This is a genomic window from Armatimonas rosea (assembly GCF_014202505.1).
Taxonomy (GTDB): domain Bacteria; phylum Armatimonadota; class Armatimonadia; order Armatimonadales; family Armatimonadaceae; genus Armatimonas; species Armatimonas rosea.
In genome coordinates this window covers 492,763-509,844 of the sequence record NZ_JACHGW010000003.1, presented here as the reverse complement: position 1 = coordinate 509,844, position 17,082 = coordinate 492,763, and the positions used below count along the sequence as shown (strand labels likewise).

Below are 17,082 nucleotides of genomic sequence, written 5' to 3'. Positions count from 1 at the left end.
CCGGTCAATAATATCACTGCTCACTATCAACGTCCATTAAGACAATTTAAACTTTATATTAATACTAGTTAATACAAAAAACACAAAATATTGCACCTACATTAAGAAACAGTCGTACTTGATTTAAAAATTCCAGGGCACAACCACAATCGTGTGCGACACCAATATTCTCCGAGTCGATGATATTAAGAATGAGGAAAGCCCTCGTGGTTTTGCCCCTCTACCGCACTGCCAATCAGCGATAGAATAGAGTCCATGACCCTCCCCGATTTTCGCCGTCGGAAAGCCCTCCACGAGCCGATCACTGTCGTCACGTGCTACGACTATGCCTTCGCCCACCTGGTCGCCCGGACCGAGCTGGACTGCATTCTCGTGGGGGACTCCGTGGCGATGGTGGTCCACGGGCACCCTAGCACGCTGGCCGCCGACCTGCCGATGATGCAGCTCCATACCGAGTCCGTGGCACGCGGCGCGGGCACAAAATTTATTGTCGCCGACATGCCGTTTCTCGAGCACCGCAAGGGCCAGCGCGAGGCGGTCAGCGCCGCCCAGCTTCTTCTTAGGGCAGGAGCCCACGCGGTCAAGATCGAGGGAGCCGCTGGCAATCTCACCTGTATCCAGAACCTGGTCGAGGGCGGTGTCCCCGTGATGGGCCATGTCGGACTCACCCCGCAGTTTATCCATGCCTTTGGGGGCTTTAAAGTACAGGGCCGCGAGGACGACGCCGCGGAGCGTATCCTCGCCGATGCCAAGGCGCTAGAGACGGCAGGGGTCTTTGCTCTCGTGATCGAAGGGGTTCCCGCGCCACTGGGCAAGCGCATCACGGAGGCACTCACCATCCCAACCATTGGGATCGGGGCCGGGCCCGCTACCGACGGCCAGGTGCTCGTCCTCCACGACCTGCTCGGCTTTACGGAGAAGCCTCCCAAGCTCGCCCGCGCCTTTGGCCAGGTGGGCGCGGAGGCGCTCGCGGCGCTCCGGGCCTACGACAGTGCGGTCAAGTCCGCCGCTTTCCCAACCGAGAAAGAGAGCTACCGTTGAGCATCTACCTCCTCTCGGGGCCGCCGGGAGCGGGCAAGTCCACGGTCGCCACTGCCCTGGCGCAGCGCTCTGCGTTCGGCATTCACATCCCCATGGACGACCTCCGCGAGTGGGTGGTCGCCGGGGCCGCCCATCCCGAGAACTGGACCGACGAGACCACGCGGCAGTTTGGCCTCGCCCGGACGGTCGCGGCGCACGCGGCCACGCTCTACGCCGACGCGGGGTTTACGGTCGCGGTCGCCGATGTCTTCGGCCCCGACGATGTGACGGCGCACTTCACCGATCCCCGCTGCCGGCGCGTCCTGCTCCTGCCCAGCCTGGAGATGGCCCTGGAGCGCAACGCCACCCGCACCAACAAGAGCTTCGACACGGCCGGTATCGAGGACCTGCTCCGGCATGCCTATGCCTGGCTTCTCCAGCAGGACTGGAGTGGCTGGACCGTGATCGACAGCACCCACCTGACGCTCGACGAGACTGTCGCGGCGATCCTGGAGAAGACCTCATGACCATCTTCCACACCCCCACCGAGTGGCGCGCCCTGCGGCCGTCGGGGACGCTTGGCTTTGTCCCGACCATGGGCGCCCTCCACGACGGCCACCTGGCACTGGTGAAGACCGCCCTCGCCCAGTGCGAGCACGCGGCGGTGAGCATCTATGTCAACCCGACCCAGTTCAACAACCCCGAAGACTTCGCCAAGTACCCCAGCACCTTCGAGGACGACTGCCGCCTGCTAGAAGAAGTTGGCTGCGGCTTTGTCTTCGCCCCGACCTACGAGACCCTCTACCCCGACTCCTACCGCTACCGGGTCACCGAGACCGAGACGAGCACTGTCCTCGAGGGTGCCCACCGCCCCGGCCACTTCGACGGTGTCCTCACGGTCGTGCTCAAGCTCTTCAACTGCCTCCAGGCCGATGCCGCGTTCTTCGGGGAGAAAGACTACCAGCAGCTCCTCTTGGTCAAAGAGATGGCCGAGGCGCTCCACCACCCCACGAAAGTTATCGCCTGCCCCACGGTCCGTGAGCCCGATGGCATCGCCATGAGCAGCCGAAACCGCCGCCTCAACCCCGCCCAGCGCGCCCTCGCCACCCAGTGGGCCCAGACCCTGGCTAACACCACGCTCTCCTGCGACGCCGCCACCCAGGACCTCACGGAGCTCGGCTTTACGGTAGACTATATCGCCGAGCGCTGGGGCCGCCGCCTCGGGGCCGTGCACACGCCGCCCCTCGACAATGGCCCGGTCGTCCGACTGATTGATAACATCGCGCTGTAGAATCGCCCCGGTTGGAGCGGGGCGTCAACGAGCCTACGGCTGGGAAGGCCTTCGGCCATAGTAAGCTCGCCGCGGGTTGTATGGCCGAAGGCCTTTGCGGCGGAGCTTGCGACGCCTGTTGACGCCCCGCTCCAACCGGGGCGAACCAAAAACGTATGAACATTCTCTTCCAGCTCTCAGGCTCCATTGCCTGCTACAAAGCCTGCACCGTGGTCTCGCGGCTCGTGCAGGCGGGGCACACGGTGCAGTGTGTTGCCACGGAGTCCGCTTTAAAATTTATCGGCGCGGCGACCCTCGAAGGGCTCTCGGGCCGTGCGCTCCTCACCGAGACGTTTGCACCGGGGCGCTGGATGGAGCACATCGAGCTCAACCGCTGGGCCGATATCTCGGTGCTCTGCCCTGCCACCGCCAATCGCCTCAATAAGATGGCAAGTGGAGTCGCGGACGATCTCTTGGGCAACCTCTGGCTCACCCACGACTTCGCCAAGCCGCTCTTTGTCGCCCCGGCGATGAATACCAGGATGTGGACCCACCCGGTCACGCAGGAGTCGGTGCAGAAGCTGGAGAGTCTCGGCGTGACGATCCTCCGGCCCGATGCGGGAAACCTCGCGTGTGGCGATGTGGGCGAGGGCCGCTTGATGGAGCCCGACGCTATCCTGAGGGCGATTCTGGCGTGAGGGTGCTGATCACCAGCGGCGGAACACGGGAGCCCATCGACGGTGTCCGGGTGATCGCCAACTCCAGCACGGGCGCGACCGGTGCCGCCCTCGCCGATGCGTTCAGTGCGGCAGGCTTCGCGGTCACCCTGCTGCGGGCACGGCACTCGGTCGCGCCGACCAGCCCTGTGGACGAGCACTTCTTCACCACGGTCGCGGAGCTAGACCAAGCCTGCCAGACGCTCCTGAGCAGCCATTCCTTCGGTCTGGTGATCCACGCCGCTGCGGTCAGTGACTTTGTGGTAGAGACGGTCACGGTCGATGGCATCCCCCACCCCGCCCCCTTCACCGGCAAGCTGCACTCGTCGGCGCGGCTCTCGCTGGAGCTGGCTCCGGGGAAGAAAATCCTCCCCGAGCTAAAAAGCTACAGCCAAAACCCCGCGCTGAAGCTTGTCGGCTTCAAGCTCACCGAGGGCGCGGGCCCCGACGAGACGCGCATCGCCGTAGAGAAAGTACTGGCAGCGGGCGCCGATCTCGTGGTGCACAACGACCAGCAGACCATGCAACAGACACGCGCCACGCTCTGGGACCACGCCGGCCCCGGCGCTCCCCTTCCCACGCTCTTAACGCTCTGCGACGCGCTTGTCGGGTATGCTAAGGCGCTATGACCATCCCAATGCTCTACTCCAAGCTCCACCGTGCGACGGTTACGGGAGCCGATCTCCACTACGAGGGCTCGATCGCCATTGATCCCGAGCTGATCGCCGCCGCCAAGCTCCACCCCCTCCAGCAAGTCGAGATCTACAATATTAACAACGGCGAGCGCTTCTCCACCTATGTCATCAAGGGCACCGCGGGCGAGGTCTCGCTCAACGGCGCGGCGGCGCGACGCGTACAAAAAGGCGACCTACTCATCATCTGCGCCTACTGCCAGGTTCCCCAAGAGAGCATCGCCACGCACACCGCGCAGATCGTCCTGCTGGGAGAGGGCAATGTGATCGAGAAGACCTTCGCGCAGTGAGTACGCTCATTGGGCTGGCGGGCAGTGTGGCGGCGGGCAAGAGCACGCTGGCGGCGCAGCTGGCGGAGACCGAGCGGGCGGCGGGCAAGACGGTGGAGGTGGTCTCGACCGATGGCTTTCTCCTCCCCAACGCCGAGCTGGAGCGCCGGGGCCTGCTGGGGCGCAAGGGCTTCCCCGAGAGCTACGATGCCGCCGCCTTCACCGCCTTCCTCGATGCCCTCCGCGCCGGCGAGCCCGCAAGCGTCCCCGTCTACTCCCACCAGACCTACGACATCCTCCCCGACACGCGCCGCGCCCTCGGTCAGCCCAAGCTGGTGATTGTCGAGGGGATCAACGCGCTCCAGCCCGCCTTTACCGCCGGCAAGCTGGACCAGCGGCTCTACCTCCACGCCGAGGAGCCCGATCTCTTCCGCTGGTACCGCGAGCGCCTGCTCCGGCTCCGCGACACCGCCCGCACCGATCCGTCGTCCTACTTCACCCGCTTTCTCGCCCTCACCGATGCGGAGTGGGAGGCGCGCATCCAGACGATCTGGGAGAGTGTCAACCTCCCCAACCTCCACGAGCACATCCTCCCCACCAAAGCCCTCGCGGATACCGTGCTGGTCAAGGGACCGGACCATGGGATCGTGGCCGCAAGCCCCCTTCTGTCCGCCGGTTAGAAACCGGATTGCCCTCGACGGTAAACCTCGGGGCTGTAGGGCGTCGTTCCTCCGCCGCGCCTTCGGCGGAATTTTCCGACGAGGAACGAGGAGGCGGCCGAAGGCCCCATAGCCGCACGATTTCCGTGCAGGCTTGCCGGACGTTTACCGTCCACGCGAATGTGCCCTAAAGCCGCACGATTCCCGATCAGAAAAACAAAAGCGCCCCTCGCTCTGTTTCCAGAATGAGGGGCGCAGACTGCACGTGCTACTCCGCAGACTCCGTGGGCTCGCTGGCGTCGCTGCGTAGGCGGCGGCGGCGCGGGCGGCGGGCAGGCGGGGCGGGCTCCGCAACTGCGGGGGTCTCGTCGAGGGCGAGGAACTCCTCCGGGATGGGGGGAAGCTCTCCCTCCAGCGGGGACTCCGAGAGGGGCAGGAGCTCCTCCAGCGACGGGCGACGCACAGGCTCGGTATCTTCTACCGTCTCTGCGGCAGCGGGCTCACTGGTCTCTTCGTCGCGGCCACGGCGATCGCGCCCACCACGGCCACGGCGGCGGCGTGGGGCGCGCTCCGTGGGAGCGACCACCTCGGCGACCGCGGCAGTCGCGGCCTCGGCAATCGCGATTGTCGGCTCCTCTAGCTCGCCAATCACCTCCGCGAGGTGCGGTAGCTCGGCCAGCGCGGCCTGGAACATCGCCTCGTCCTCGGCGGAGATCGACTCCACGCCCAGCGGCGAGGGGGTCTCAAAGACAAACGGAGGCACAGGCACCGGCAGCTCGCTCAGGGTCAGCCCCGGCGGTGCGGTCGCGGGCTCGGCACCGAAGCGCTCGGACTCCGCAGTCGGGCCAAAGTAGAGCAAGCGGGTCCCATTGACCGGCATCGAGAGGCGTGCCCCCCGGCCATCGCGGGCCAGGGTCTCGCCGTAGACAAAGTCATGGAGCACCGCCTCCTCCGGTAGGTAGACCGTGGTCCCGCCACCCGGCGCCGAGTGCAGACAGAGCAGGCCATCGCCCACCCAAGCCACATCGTCGTCCGCGGTGTAGGCCGCCACCCCCGCCAGCTTGTAGAGGCCACGCAGGAGTGCCTGGGTCAGGACCGGCTCGCCGATAAACACCGACTGCCAGCGCGGGTGCTTGCGAACCCCCAGCGAGGCGTTACCATTGCCGTACTCGCCAAGAACCACAGCCCGTGAGTCCGCAATGGTCAGCGACGGATTCACCCGGACCTCTTCGCCGAGCTTCTGACCACGTAGGGTCTCGGTCAGCGGCGAGCGGGTGTCGGAGAAGACCCGGCTCCCAAGCTTCGAGGCAAAGGGCTGGAACTTCAGGTGCATCCCAAAGACCTCGGCTTGCTCGGTCAGGCTCTCTTCCCGGACTCCGGGGGTGAAGAGCCAAGCCAGGGTCCGGCCAGCGTCCTGCCAGCGCTCACGGATCGCGGCGCGCAGAGCGGGCTCGATCTTAAAGGCATTGAGGAAGATCAGCAGCTTGGGTGTCTCGGGGAAGTTCTTGCGTAGCAGGTCGGACTGGAGGTAGAAGCCCACCCGTGCCCCGGAGCGCAGGAGCACCTCGCGCTGGTTGGAGATCAGCTTCTCCAGCAGACGCTCGTCGCGCACCTCAAAGAAGCTCGCCTCATCGACAATCACCGCCACATCGGGATCGGCGTTGGCACGTGTCCGGGGGTTGCGCCGCCGTGTCGCGTAGAGATCGGCGATCTCCCGCAGGCCGCCCAGAAACTCCCAGGTCTCACGGTCATCGAGCCAGCCCTCGCCCCAGAGGTCCATGTAGGAGATGCCCGCCCCGTGGGCAAGCGCGGCTCCAAAGTTGCGGACATGCACCGCGCGGGTCCCCTCGACCGTCGGAACATGCGGGTTGTAGGTATCCGGGGTCGTCCCGCTCGCCAAAAACGTCTTGGTATCGTCTTCGAGGATGCACAGCTTGCCCGCCAGCGCCACCGACTCAATCGGCAGGGGCAGCGGCGCAGCGCCACCGGGAAGACGGCCCGCGTAGGAGAACGGGGCGGTGAGGATATCGACATGCGGCGATGCCAGGACATCGGAGAGCGCCAGGTGTCCCGAGCTCGTGCGTGCCAGCTCCAGGGTGTAGCCACAGCTCACTGCGACCGCACTGCGACCGCCCGATGCCTCTTTCACGGCCTTTGCGAGGCGATTGATCACCTCGGCGACACGCTCGCTCATGAAGCGATGGAAGTCCGACCAGCGGGTCTCACGCGCTCCGAGGAAGACCCCGGTTCCCTGTGGCACGGGCCAGGCGGGAATCGCGGCGTTCTCAAAGGTCACGTGGCCATCGTGCCAGGCAGCCCGGAAGGCGACCAGCGAGCTCTTGTAGCGCGCTCGCAGCCAGCTACGGAAGGCGGCGACATTGGCATCGGAGAGGTCGTAGCCGACCCCCTTCTCATGCAGCCACTCGCCGTGCTCCAGGTAGAACCCAAAGACCCGGGCGGCGTGCGGTCCCTGCGCAACATGCTCGACTGCGGCACGGAGCGCCTCCTCGGCCTCCTTCTCCCAGAACAGCCGGGAGCCCAGGGAGACATCGCCCTCTTCGCCGCTGGCGTAGCGCACCATCTCACCGGGATTCTGCCGGGCCCACGAGGCGGGCGGCGAGAAGATCAGCCGTGGCAGGACCAGTGCCTCAGGCGCGTTCTCGGAGACAAAGCGCAGGATGCTATCGAGCAGGTCGTAGCGCCGCTCCCCGGAGCGGGTCTTCCAGGGCAGGTGGCAGAGCACCGTAAAGAGGCGCACGCCGGCTTCGTAGGCGAAGCGAATCTGGCGCTGGGCGCTGGCAAGAAACTCCTCGCCCATCTCGGTATTGACAAAGAAGAGCATCGGCAGGCGCGGCTCGCCACCGATCAAGAGCTCGGCGACACCTTTACGCACCGCGACCTTAGCCTCCACCAAGTTGGCGAGGACCTCAGCGGGGAGTGGCGTGTAGAGCGGCGGCAGCGGCTCCACAGGGGGCGGGACAACAGGGCCAGCAACCGGGGGGGGAAGGAGCGCGGCAGCGCCACCGTCGCGGCGACCACGCCGTCCCCCACGAACCCGCGCGGGCTTTCCTTCGTCGGTCTCCGCAACCACAGGCTCGGGAAGCTCCACAGGCACCACGACCGGCAGCTCGTCCCCCGAGACCATCATGGTGGGGGCAGCGACCGTCCGGGTGCGCCGGAGCCCACGAACGCGCCGGGGGCGATCGGAGTCTCCCGACTCGGTCTCTGCCGGCGTCTCGGCAACGGGGGCGGGAGTCGGCTCGGGCTCGGCGGTGGGCTTACTGTCGCGGCCTCCCCGGCCACGGCGACGGCGGCCCGTGCGGGGGTCGCGATCCTCAGCGACAATCCGCTCCTCGATGGAGATGGTCTCTGCGGCAAGAGCGGGCTCGGGCGCAACCTCGGCGAGAATGGACTGGGCCTCTTCCAGACCGACGGTAGGCTCCAGCGGTGCCTTTCGAGCACGAGAGCGGCGGCGACGCGAGGCAGACTCGGCGGGCTCGGGGGTACTCTCCTCAAGCACGGGTTCGGGAACCACAGGCTCGGGCTCAGGCTCAGCCGCAACGACAAGCTCCGGCTCGACGGCCTTGGGCTTGCGCGTCCGCCGTGGCTTTACCGGCGCTGGCTCAGGCTCAGGCACCACCGCAGCGGGCTCGACAACAGCGGTAGGCTCGGGCTCGACAGCAGGTGTCTCGGCTTTCGCCCGCGTGGTTCGTCGACGCGGCTTAGGGGCGGGGATATCGGTGACAGGTTCCGGTTCTGCAGAGGCAGGGACGGTGTCGGTTGTGGTCGGGGTGCTGTTAACAGCATCAAGCACGACGTTTTCATCGTCGGCAGAGGCGGCAGTGCGCCGTCGTCGCATGAGGTACTCCTAAGTAAACAAAGTAAGAAACGACGCCTCAACCAGGCACAGGTCACGCTCACGCCACTCGAAATCGCGCAACGGGGCGGCGGGTCACTGCCGGGGAAGCATCCAGAAAACGACATCCGCGCGTCAGAGACGCGCGCTAGTCAGGAGTATACCCCACGTTTCCCCAGATCGCTTGTCTGCTGGCAAATGCTAGCCCTTGTTGTCTGGCAGAAGCTCTAAACAGGCGGCAACATAGTCATCGACCATTCGATCTAAAGAGAACAGGGTCTCGGTGCGCTGACGTGCGATTAGCCCCATCGCCTGGCGTCGCGCTGGGTCGCTGTAGAGCCTCTTGAGCTGCTGTGCCAGCGCTCCGACGTCGTCGGACTCAAAGATCAAGCCCGCCTGCTGGTCCGCCCCAACGACCTCAGGGAGTGCCCCCGCATCGGAGACAATCACGGGCAGCCCACAGGCCATGGCCTCAGCAACCACAAAGCCAAATGCCTCCGCCCAGCGCGACGGAAACACAGCAGCATCCGCTGCTCGGAAGTGCTCTTGCAGATCGGAGACCTGTCCCAGAAACTGAATCTGCCCTGGCACCAAGCGCTCTGCGAGAGCTACCAGCTCACTCTGACTACGGCCCGCACCTGCAACCTTTACCTGTACCACGATTCCATCTTGTACCTTCAGCTGCGCAACGGCCTCAATGAGTAGCTCAAGCCCTTTCTCGGGGATCAACTGTCCGGCAAAGACCACTGTAAATACCGCATTGGCAACTGGTGCCTGAGCAACGGAGAACCGTGCGAGGTCAATGCCATTGTAGATAGTACGAATCTTATCGCCAGGCAAAAACATCTCAAACTGATCGCGTGCAGCGACATAACCAGAGACGGAGATCACTCTATCGATTACAAATCCAGAAAAAAAACCACGAATACGACGATAAAAATCCTTACCAATACTTTTTTCGCTACCCCTTGTGGAATTCCCACTAGACCGATCTACAAAAATCCACTTACCGACACGAGCTCTCCACTTAAAAATAAACAAACTCACATTATAAGGAGACATAAACATTGTCTGCATCACATCAATGTGACAGCCTTCCAGCTCTTTAACAAGTGTAGACACACGCTGGGGATTTAAGGGGAAGGCACACACTTTATAATCGGCACCTAAGCCCAGGAGCCTCTCCTTCATCACTAAGGAGGGCTCAGCAGGGAATACAAAGATAGAGTGAACTTTTGATTGGTTTAACTGCCCCACCATTCTCAGGATAAAGTGATCCATAGTCCGCTCATGAGAAGGGATAAAATTTAATAAATGTAGGATGCTCTTTTTGCCAGCCATTATGATTGTCTGTCTCCCCAATGAGTCCCGGTACGACAATCTCGCCGCAAAACGACAAGTGTTCCCCTCTCTTGAAATCTGAGGCAAACCTTAGGAACCATAATCCCCCTGATGCTGTTTCGACAAAGGCAATAGCTTAATTTTCATTGGTTTTCGCGGTGGAAATTTCAGGAAATTAGAAACATGCAGACCCGGGCTCCGTTGTACCCGAATCTTGGCTAAAATGCTCTTCCCCCGAAGGGGCATCGTCTCAAGATTCCCTCAAGAATCCATGATCTCTCGGTGGTGTAGTCCGCGGGTGCTACAATGTCAGTTGCAACGAGATCGCCATGAAGATTCCCCACGGGAGAAGCCCTCAAATCCCCCCACGTCACGATGCCCCGTTCGACTCGGAGGTATCGGATACAGGGCTTACCACCAGTCTATCCCAATCGCGACGAGACAGAGCTCTTGTCTTGAGCATGATCCTCGTCTTGTTCTTTAGCCTCGTTCTCTACCTCGCCATTACCCTCAGCAGCGCAAACTCCAATCAGACCCGGCTCGCGGCTTGGCGAGCGCAAAATACCGCACGGCTCTGTGCTCGCCTCCTAGAGCGACGGTGTCAGAATGCATTTACGATCCTTCATACCCTCGTAGAGCGCCCCACTCTCACGCAAGCGGTTCAGAAAAACGATCGGTCGATGGTGGTTAGTACCCTCAAAGATAGTGTTGACCTCCTGCCAGACCTCTTGGCCGCCGCCACCTACAATCAGGAAGGAGAGCAGATCGCAGAGTACCCTGCGGTTGCGGAGTTCCCACAAAGTATTGCCGCAGAGCCCTGGTTTGCTCAGCTATACTCCCACCACAAACAAGATCCCCCCCTGGTCAATAATGTCGTTCATCTCAGGGGACTGGAGGAGAAAGAAGCACTGGCAATGGCGATTCCTGTGCGGAATCAACAAGGGATCGCGGTGGGGGTGCTCGTTGCCTACTTTCGCCTTGGGAACTTCTACGACTGGCTGACCTCCATTCGTTTCTACAGCGGCACCGTGATCCTGATCGACAACACCCAGCGGATTGTCGCTACCAGCAGTGACGCCACCGCTCCTCAAGAGAGTGCAATCCGTTTTCTGGAGCGCCGGGTTCGTCCTGACTATGCCCCTTACCAAAAGGCGCTACAAGGCAGTCCTGGAGCGGAGCTCTACCGGATTCCTCCTCCCTTAGAGGCTAGCTTCGCGCCGTCACAGCAGGAACAGATGGTAGGCTACACCCCAACCTTGGTTCCCGGCTGGGTGATTCTGGTAGCGCAACCCACCGATGCAGCCTTTGCCCCCTACCGGTATCTGCTGAGAAACTTCGCCATTGTTGGCATCCCACTCCTTCTCGCTGTGCCCGTGATCAGCTGGAACCTTTTCTTACTCTATGAGCGCCTTCAGCGGCTCGCTCTTGCCCTCGGGCAGCGCAATGAGTCCCTCCACAGGCTCAACCTTGCCAAGTCAGACCTCCTGGCCAATATCTCTCACGACCTCAAGACTCCCATCTCCACGATGCAGCTCTCCGTCTCCAACCTCCTGGAGGCCGACTCCCCAGAAGCTCTCCCACCCTCGCTCTCCCCCGAGGTCACCGAGTGCCTTACTCTGGTGAGCCAAGAGCTCGATACCCTCGCAAGCCGCGTCCGCAACCTGCTGGAGATGTCGCGACTGGAGTCGGAGGTTGCGCCTGTCCTGCAGGAGCCCTGTGACCTTACCGATATCATCGCCAATGCCCTCGAGCGGGTTCGTGTCCTCAGTAAAGATCACTCCATCCAAACACACTTTCCCGCCACCCCTCTCCTTGTCATGGGGGATCCCACCCAGCTGGAGATTGTCGCGCTCAACTTGCTTGAAAATGCGCTCAAGTACTCTTTTAAAGGCTCTCCCCTCCTCCTCGTAGGCGAGCTACGGGAGACCGAGGTTGTCTTTCAGGTGACCAATCGTGGGGAGAGTCTCCCCCCTGGCACGGAGGAGAAGATCTTTGAGAAGTTCTATCGCCGAAGCACCACGAGTATGTCCGCGGGGACCGGACTCGGCCTCGCGATCTGCCGGACTCTTGTCGAGGGACATGGGGGGCAGATATCCGCGCAAAACGAGCCCTTCGGAGGAGTGACTGTGACTGTGACGCTACCACACTGTACGCTCCTGAGCGCGTCTGAGCCCGCCCCTGAGAGAGAGAGCGTCTAGGCGAGATGGAAACACTCCTCACCCTCCCCCTCCAAGAAGGAGAGCGTGTCCTTCTTGTCGAGGACGATCTCACGATACAGAAGCTCCTCCAGTCCCAGCTCTCGGCGCGGGGCTGGGAGATCGAGGTTGTCCGCAGCGGCCGGCTCGCCTTGGAGCGAATCGCACAGCATCCCCCCGACCTGGTGCTCCTTGATATTGGGATCGAGGAGCTAGATGGCCTGGAGGTCTGCCGGCAGGTTCGCCAGTGGTCGAGTATCCCCATTATCCTGGTGACCGCGGCAGACACGCCGCGGATTAAAGTGACCGCGCTCGAGCTAGGAGCCGACGACTACCTCACCAAGCCCTTTCACACCGCGGAGCTGGTTGCACGCATGCGCGCGGTCCTGCGCCGCGCCCAAGCAAGCGCCCCGCCCCGCGCACAAGCCATCACCATCGGCCCGTTTGTGATCGACCTACTGCGCCGCGAGGTCAAGCGCTCCGGTGAGGAGATCAAGCTCACCAAGATTGAGTTCGATCTCCTGCGCGAGCTAGTGCTGCATGTCGACCATGTCCTGCCCTACTCCCACCTGCTCCGCGCTGTCTGGGGAGAGAACTACGATGAAGTGCACGTGGTTCATGTCCATGTCTCCCACCTCCGGCGCAAGCTGGAGCCCAATATCACCGGCGACCGCTACTTACTCACCGTCCCAGGTGTCGGCTATCGCCTCCGCACCGACCAGTTGTAGCCGCAAAAGTCACCGTGCCTCGTGCGTTGCGACAGGGCGTCGCACTGGGTACAATCCTTTACTATGCCGGTCGCCCTTGCGCCGCCTCCCACGGTCCATATCCACGACTTCGACGGTCCACTCGATCTCTTGCTCCACCTGGTGCGGCACGGTCGTATGGATATCTTTGACCTGCCTATCACCGAGCTTTGCGACCAGTATCTAGTCCACCTCAACGCCATGGAGAACCTGGACCTGGGCGTAGCAGGGGAGTTTCTGGTGATGGCCGCGACCCTGCTGGAGATCAAGTCCCGCTTGCTCCTGCCCGCTCCCCCCAAAGACGAGCTCGAAGACGAAGCGGGTGTCGGCGAGGACCCACGCGCCGAGCTGGTACGGCGGCTCTTGGAGTACAGCCAGTACCAAGCGATCGCCGAGACACTTCTTCAGCGCGAGGGAGAGATCCACCGCTCGTTCTTCCGCGAGCCGCTGCCCTACTCCAACGAGTACGCCCTGCCTCCCAAGTTTGGTGAGCTCCCCGCCGATGCCTTGCTGCGCGCTCTGGAGCGTATCCTCGCCGATGTGGGCGCGGGCGAGCGCTCGATCACCAGTGTGCGCCGCCAGAAGATCACGCTCCGCATGACGATGCGCCTGGTGCTGGGCCAGGTGGAGCGCGCCGGTGCCGAGGGCTTGGACCTCGTGGAGCTACTGCCCGTCCCACCCTTTGAGGTCCTGGAGATCATCCTGCTGTTTCTGGCACTGCTGGAGCTCCTCAAGCAAAACGCCATCGATGTCCAGCAAGACGAGTTCTGCGGCCCGATCCGTCTTATCTTTGTGCCCGATAGCGAGCGTGACGCCCCCCACAGCGCGATGGTAGATCCCGATAGCGACGAGGAGACCGACGAGGATGCGTAGCCTTTTAGGAATGGTGGAGGCCCTGCTCTTTGTCTCCGGTGAGCCGTTGAGCCTCAAGGACTTGGTGAAGGCCACGGAGTGGGACGAGGACGCGGTGCGCGACGCTCTAGAAGAGCTGCGCCAGCGCTACCGTGACCAAGACTCCGGACTGCGGATCATCGAGCTCGACAGCGGCTTCCAGCTCGCCACCCGCCCGGAGTACGGCGAGACGATCGGCAAGCTCCTCGCTCCCCACGCCAACCGGCTCTCCAAGCCCGCGCTGGAGACGCTGACCATTGTGGCCTACCGCCAGCCCGCCACCCAGGCCGAGGTCGAGGCGATTCGTGGGGTCTCCTGCGACGGTGTCCTCAAGACCCTCCAGGAGCGCGAGCTGATCTGTGAGGCGGGCCGCAAGCAGACCCCCGGCCGCCCGATCCTCTACGCGACAACCAATGCGTTCTTACACTACTTCGGCCTGACCAGCCTCGACGAGCTCCCGGCCCTCCCCGACGATGCCCCGACGGCATCCGAGCAAGAGGCAGCCCACCTCTCTCTGGAGGCTGCGAGCGCGCTATGAGGCACTGGCTCCTCGCTCTTACCGTGCTCCTGCTGGCACTTGCGCCGGCCCAAGCCCGCCCGGGACGCAAGCAGGGGGCCAAGCCCTCTCTCGCCTTCAAGACCGAGGCGGAGCACATCGCGCTGGTCAAGGCGGGGAAGCTCCCCGGCTACTTCTACAAAGCCGACCTAGGCAAGGCCCCGGTGCTCTCGGCTCCCAGTGTCCTGCTCATGGAGTACGACACGGGCGAGGTGCTCTACGAGTCCGGGGCGGATATCAAGCGCTACCCCGCCTCCACAACCAAGATCCTCACGGGGCTACTCTTTGCGGAGAACACCAAGCCCGATGACATTGTCACCTGCACCGATCCAACCGTGGTGAATATCGAGCCCAGTAGCCTCAGCATCAAGCCCGGTGAGCGTTTCCGTGCCGAGCAGCTCCTCTATGGCTTTCTCCTGCGCTCCGCCAACGACGGGGGAGTGGTGATCGCGGAGCATGTCGCGGGCTCGGTGCCAGCCTTTGCGGAGAAGATGAACACGCGGGCCGCAGAGCTCGGAGCGACCAATAGCCACTTTGTCAACCCGCATGGCCTGCACAACCCCAACCACTACACCACCGCACGCGACCTCGCCCTGATCGCACGGGCCGCGCTCCAGAACCCGCGCTTCGCCGATGCTGTCGGGACTCCCAAGCGGACAATCAGCCGCTCGATCAACTTTAAGGACCTGGTCGTGGCCTCGAAGGCAAAGAAGAGCTTCTACGATGTGGTCCCCGGCGCCGATGGGGTTAAGACGGGCTTCACCAACGCCGCCCGCCACTGCTTTGTGGGCTCCGCCACCCGCAACGGCAGGCGGCTCCTCGCGGTCATTCTGGCGGCCCCCAGCAACGCGGTCGGGGACACGGTTCCCTTGATCGAGTGGGGCTTTGCGCGCTTCTCCGCCAAGACGGTTGCAGTGAGTGGCCAGCGCACGGCCTGGGTCCCGACACGCCTCGGGGCGGAGGGGCGGGTCGCGGCGACAGTCGCAGAGACGCTCCACATCACTCAGGACCGCCTGCGTCCCAGCACGATCGAGACACGGGTCACCCCCACGACCAACACCGCCCCCATCGCACAAGGCCAGGCGGTCGCGAGCCTCACGGTCCTGCGCGACGGCAAGCCTGTCACCCAAGTCCCTCTCACGGCGACCCGCGCCGTCAAGCGCTCCGTGGTGCAGGCAACCGGGCGAAGCCCCTGGCTCTGGGTTGGCCTGCTTGGCGGCGGGGGCGGTCTGCTTCTCCTCCTGCGCCAGCGCCAGCTCGCCCAGGAGCGGGCACGCCGCGCACGCCGCCGCCGTCGCCGCGCCATCGCCCCGCCCCTCACCGACGAGCCTCCGCTCCCGCGCAACACGACCCAACCACAATGAACACACTCCCCCCTAGCTGGAAGACTGCCTTCTCCCTTGTCGAGCCCTGGCTTGGTGCCCCCCTCACTCCGGAGGAAGGCCTGAGCGCCATGGAGCTCGATGCCCTCAACCAGGAGCTAGGCCGGCCCCTACCCGCTCTCGTGCGGGCTTGGTACGGTGCTGTTGGCAAGTGCGAGCGTCTCTACCACCCCGGCTCACAGCTCCACCTGACTCCCTACACACAGCTGGAGTGGTGCTCGCTCTGGGACGACCTTGAGGGGGAGGGGCTCGCGGGCGAGGAGGCGGACTACCCGCGCCGGCTGATCCTCTACGATGAGAACCAGTACCTCTACAGCTGGGTGGTCCTGGAATCCGATAGCCACCTGGCCAACCCGCCGGTCTATATCGAGGATGCCGATGGCGTCCTGGGAAGCGAGTACTTGCTCCTGCCGTCCACGGCCTACTTCAGCGACTTCGCCGCCCAAGCGCTGGCCTTTGAGCTGGTGACCAGCGCCGATCATCCGCTGGAGCTTGACACGCCCACCCCACTCGCCGATGCCGCGCGCCTCTTCAGCCCGGTCGCCGACGAGCCGCTGGTCCATCCCCAAGAGCTCCGCTTCTGGTTCACCGACAGCATCCTCGCGGCGACCATGGACGATACCTGGTTCTGCGCCGAGGCCCTCTCCGAAGAGGCACGGCAAGACTTCGAATCCCACCTCAAAGGAAACCTATGAAACGCTTACTTGCTCTCTCCGTTCCCCTTCTTGCCCTCAGCGCCCCCGCTGTCGCTCAGACCACGCTCTACGATGGCGCAGGGGGGCAAAGAGTTAGCCAATACGGCGGCTGGCTTGTCTTCCCTCCCGGTTTTGAGACCTTCGCCGGGGGCGCGACCGTCCTCAATACCACCCTCCCCGACAATAGCACCCAAGCAGGGTTCTCCCGCTTTGACCAGACCCTCAACCGCACGCAAGGCTTCTCGTTGGGCTTCACCCTCAAGGTGGATAGCGAGACCCACGATGGGGTAAATGGCCCCAACCGCTCCGGTGTCTCCGTGATTGCGATCACCAGCGACCTCATGGGAATCGAGCTGGGCTTCTGGTCAGACCGCATCTGGGCACAGTCCGGGCCGAGCTTCACCAAGGCCGAAGAAGGGTTCTTCGATACCACCGCCGCCCTGACGAACTACAGCTTGCAGATCAGCGGCAGCAACTACCAGCTCCTCGCCAACGGCACCTCCGTCGTCTCCGGTGCCCTCCGCAACTACTCGTCGTCGGGCCTGCTTGCCTACAACACCACTAACTTCCTCTTCTTCGGCGACAACACCACCTCCGCCCGTGGAGCCTTTCGCACCTCACGTGTCACCCTCACCAACGCCCCCGAGCCGGGCACCGTCGGTCTGCTCGCACTGGGTGGCCTGCTGCTTGCCCACCGCCGCCGCCGAAAAGAGTAGATTCAAACTGAACAATTGCAGGTTGCTCTTCGTTTAAGTGCCTGAAGCAACCTTTCTACGCGCTGGTCTACATGACTA

16 protein-coding genes are annotated in these 17,082 nt (G+C 63.4%); 14 read left to right on the top strand and 2 right to left on the bottom strand.

Annotation, left to right across the window (positions count from 1 at the left end; all coding sequences use genetic code 11):
• Nucleotides 1-255 precede the first annotated feature (255 nt).
• From panB to HNQ39_RS17315, 7 genes are all read left to right on the top strand, one after another.
• A complete protein-coding gene (gene panB, locus HNQ39_RS17345; RefSeq protein ID WP_184199191.1) occupies nucleotides 256-1,041 on the top strand; it encodes a 3-methyl-2-oxobutanoate hydroxymethyltransferase in 786 nt (261 codons plus the stop codon).
• Nucleotides 1,038-1,547: an AAA family ATPase gene (locus tag HNQ39_RS17340; RefSeq protein ID WP_184199188.1), complete on the top strand. Its 510-nt coding sequence runs from the start codon at nucleotides 1,038-1,040 to the stop codon at nucleotides 1,545-1,547. The genes panB and HNQ39_RS17340 overlap by 4 nt, the downstream gene beginning before the upstream one ends.
• Entirely contained in the window at nucleotides 1,544-2,311 is a 768-nt protein-coding gene (panC, locus tag HNQ39_RS17335) for a pantoate--beta-alanine ligase (protein WP_184199184.1), read from the top strand. The genes HNQ39_RS17340 and panC overlap by 4 nt, the downstream gene beginning before the upstream one ends.
• 155 nt (nucleotides 2,312-2,466) lie before the next feature.
• Nucleotides 2,467-2,988, top strand: coding sequence for a flavoprotein (locus tag HNQ39_RS17330; protein WP_184199181.1), 522 nt, complete (start codon nucleotides 2,467-2,469; stop codon nucleotides 2,986-2,988).
• The gene (locus tag HNQ39_RS17325; protein ID WP_184199177.1) at nucleotides 2,985-3,635 is read left to right on the top strand and encodes a phosphopantothenoylcysteine decarboxylase domain-containing protein; all 651 of its coding nucleotides are present in this window, start codon (nucleotides 2,985-2,987) and stop codon (nucleotides 3,633-3,635) included. Before HNQ39_RS17330 ends, HNQ39_RS17325 begins: the two co-directional genes overlap by 4 nt.
• The gene (gene panD / locus HNQ39_RS17320) at nucleotides 3,632-3,988 is read left to right on the top strand and encodes an aspartate 1-decarboxylase (protein ID WP_184199174.1); all 357 of its coding nucleotides are present in this window, start codon (nucleotides 3,632-3,634) and stop codon (nucleotides 3,986-3,988) included. The genes HNQ39_RS17325 and panD overlap by 4 nt, the downstream gene beginning before the upstream one ends.
• Nucleotides 3,985-4,647 carry a type I pantothenate kinase gene (locus HNQ39_RS17315; protein ID WP_184199158.1) on the top strand — a complete coding sequence of 221 codons (663 nt, stop codon included), beginning with the start codon at nucleotides 3,985-3,987 and terminating at the stop codon, nucleotides 4,645-4,647. Before panD ends, HNQ39_RS17315 begins: the two co-directional genes overlap by 4 nt.
• A 247-nt stretch (nucleotides 4,648-4,894) precedes the next feature.
• Here the strand turns inward: HNQ39_RS17315 and HNQ39_RS17310 are convergent, their stop codons facing one another.
• Together HNQ39_RS17310 and HNQ39_RS17305 are read right to left on the bottom strand one after the other, a co-directional pair.
• Complete coding sequence (locus HNQ39_RS17310; RefSeq protein ID WP_184199155.1) at nucleotides 4,895-8,485, bottom strand: hypothetical protein; 3,591 nt, start codon at nucleotides 8,483-8,485, stop codon at nucleotides 4,895-4,897.
• A gap of 198 nt (nucleotides 8,486-8,683) precedes the next feature.
• Nucleotides 8,684-9,373, bottom strand: a complete 690-nt coding sequence (locus HNQ39_RS17305) for a glycosyltransferase (RefSeq protein ID WP_184199152.1) — start codon at nucleotides 9,371-9,373, stop codon at nucleotides 8,684-8,686.
• Nucleotides 9,374-10,284: 911 nt separating this feature from the next.
• Between HNQ39_RS17305 and HNQ39_RS17300 the strand changes: the two genes are divergently transcribed.
• The 7 genes from HNQ39_RS17300 (at nucleotide 10,285) to HNQ39_RS17270 (ending at nucleotide 17,004) form a co-directional block, all read left to right on the top strand.
• Complete coding sequence (locus tag HNQ39_RS17300) at nucleotides 10,285-12,021, top strand: sensor histidine kinase (RefSeq protein WP_246385787.1); 1,737 nt, start codon at nucleotides 10,285-10,287, stop codon at nucleotides 12,019-12,021.
• A gap of 5 nt (nucleotides 12,022-12,026) precedes the next feature.
• The gene (locus HNQ39_RS17295; RefSeq protein WP_184199146.1) at nucleotides 12,027-12,746 is read left to right on the top strand and encodes a response regulator transcription factor; all 720 of its coding nucleotides are present in this window, start codon (nucleotides 12,027-12,029) and stop codon (nucleotides 12,744-12,746) included.
• Nucleotides 12,747-12,809: 63 nt separating this feature from the next.
• Nucleotides 12,810-13,637 carry a segregation and condensation protein A gene (locus tag HNQ39_RS17290; protein ID WP_184199143.1) on the top strand — a complete coding sequence of 276 codons (828 nt, stop codon included), beginning with the start codon at nucleotides 12,810-12,812 and terminating at the stop codon, nucleotides 13,635-13,637.
• On the top strand, nucleotides 13,630-14,193 hold the full coding sequence (gene scpB / locus HNQ39_RS17285) for an SMC-Scp complex subunit ScpB (protein WP_184199138.1): 564 nt from the start codon (nucleotides 13,630-13,632) through the stop codon (nucleotides 14,191-14,193). The genes HNQ39_RS17290 and scpB overlap by 8 nt, the downstream gene beginning before the upstream one ends.
• Complete coding sequence (locus HNQ39_RS17280; RefSeq protein WP_184199135.1) at nucleotides 14,190-15,575, top strand: D-alanyl-D-alanine carboxypeptidase family protein; 1,386 nt, start codon at nucleotides 14,190-14,192, stop codon at nucleotides 15,573-15,575. Before scpB ends, HNQ39_RS17280 begins: the two co-directional genes overlap by 4 nt.
• Nucleotides 15,572-16,288, top strand: a complete 717-nt coding sequence (locus HNQ39_RS17275; RefSeq protein ID WP_184199132.1) for an SMI1/KNR4 family protein — start codon at nucleotides 15,572-15,574, stop codon at nucleotides 16,286-16,288. Before HNQ39_RS17280 ends, HNQ39_RS17275 begins: the two co-directional genes overlap by 4 nt.
• On the top strand, nucleotides 16,285-17,004 hold the full coding sequence (locus tag HNQ39_RS17270) for a choice-of-anchor Y domain-containing protein (protein WP_184199129.1): 720 nt from the start codon (nucleotides 16,285-16,287) through the stop codon (nucleotides 17,002-17,004). Before HNQ39_RS17275 ends, HNQ39_RS17270 begins: the two co-directional genes overlap by 4 nt.
• Nucleotides 17,005-17,082: the final 78 nt, after the last annotated feature.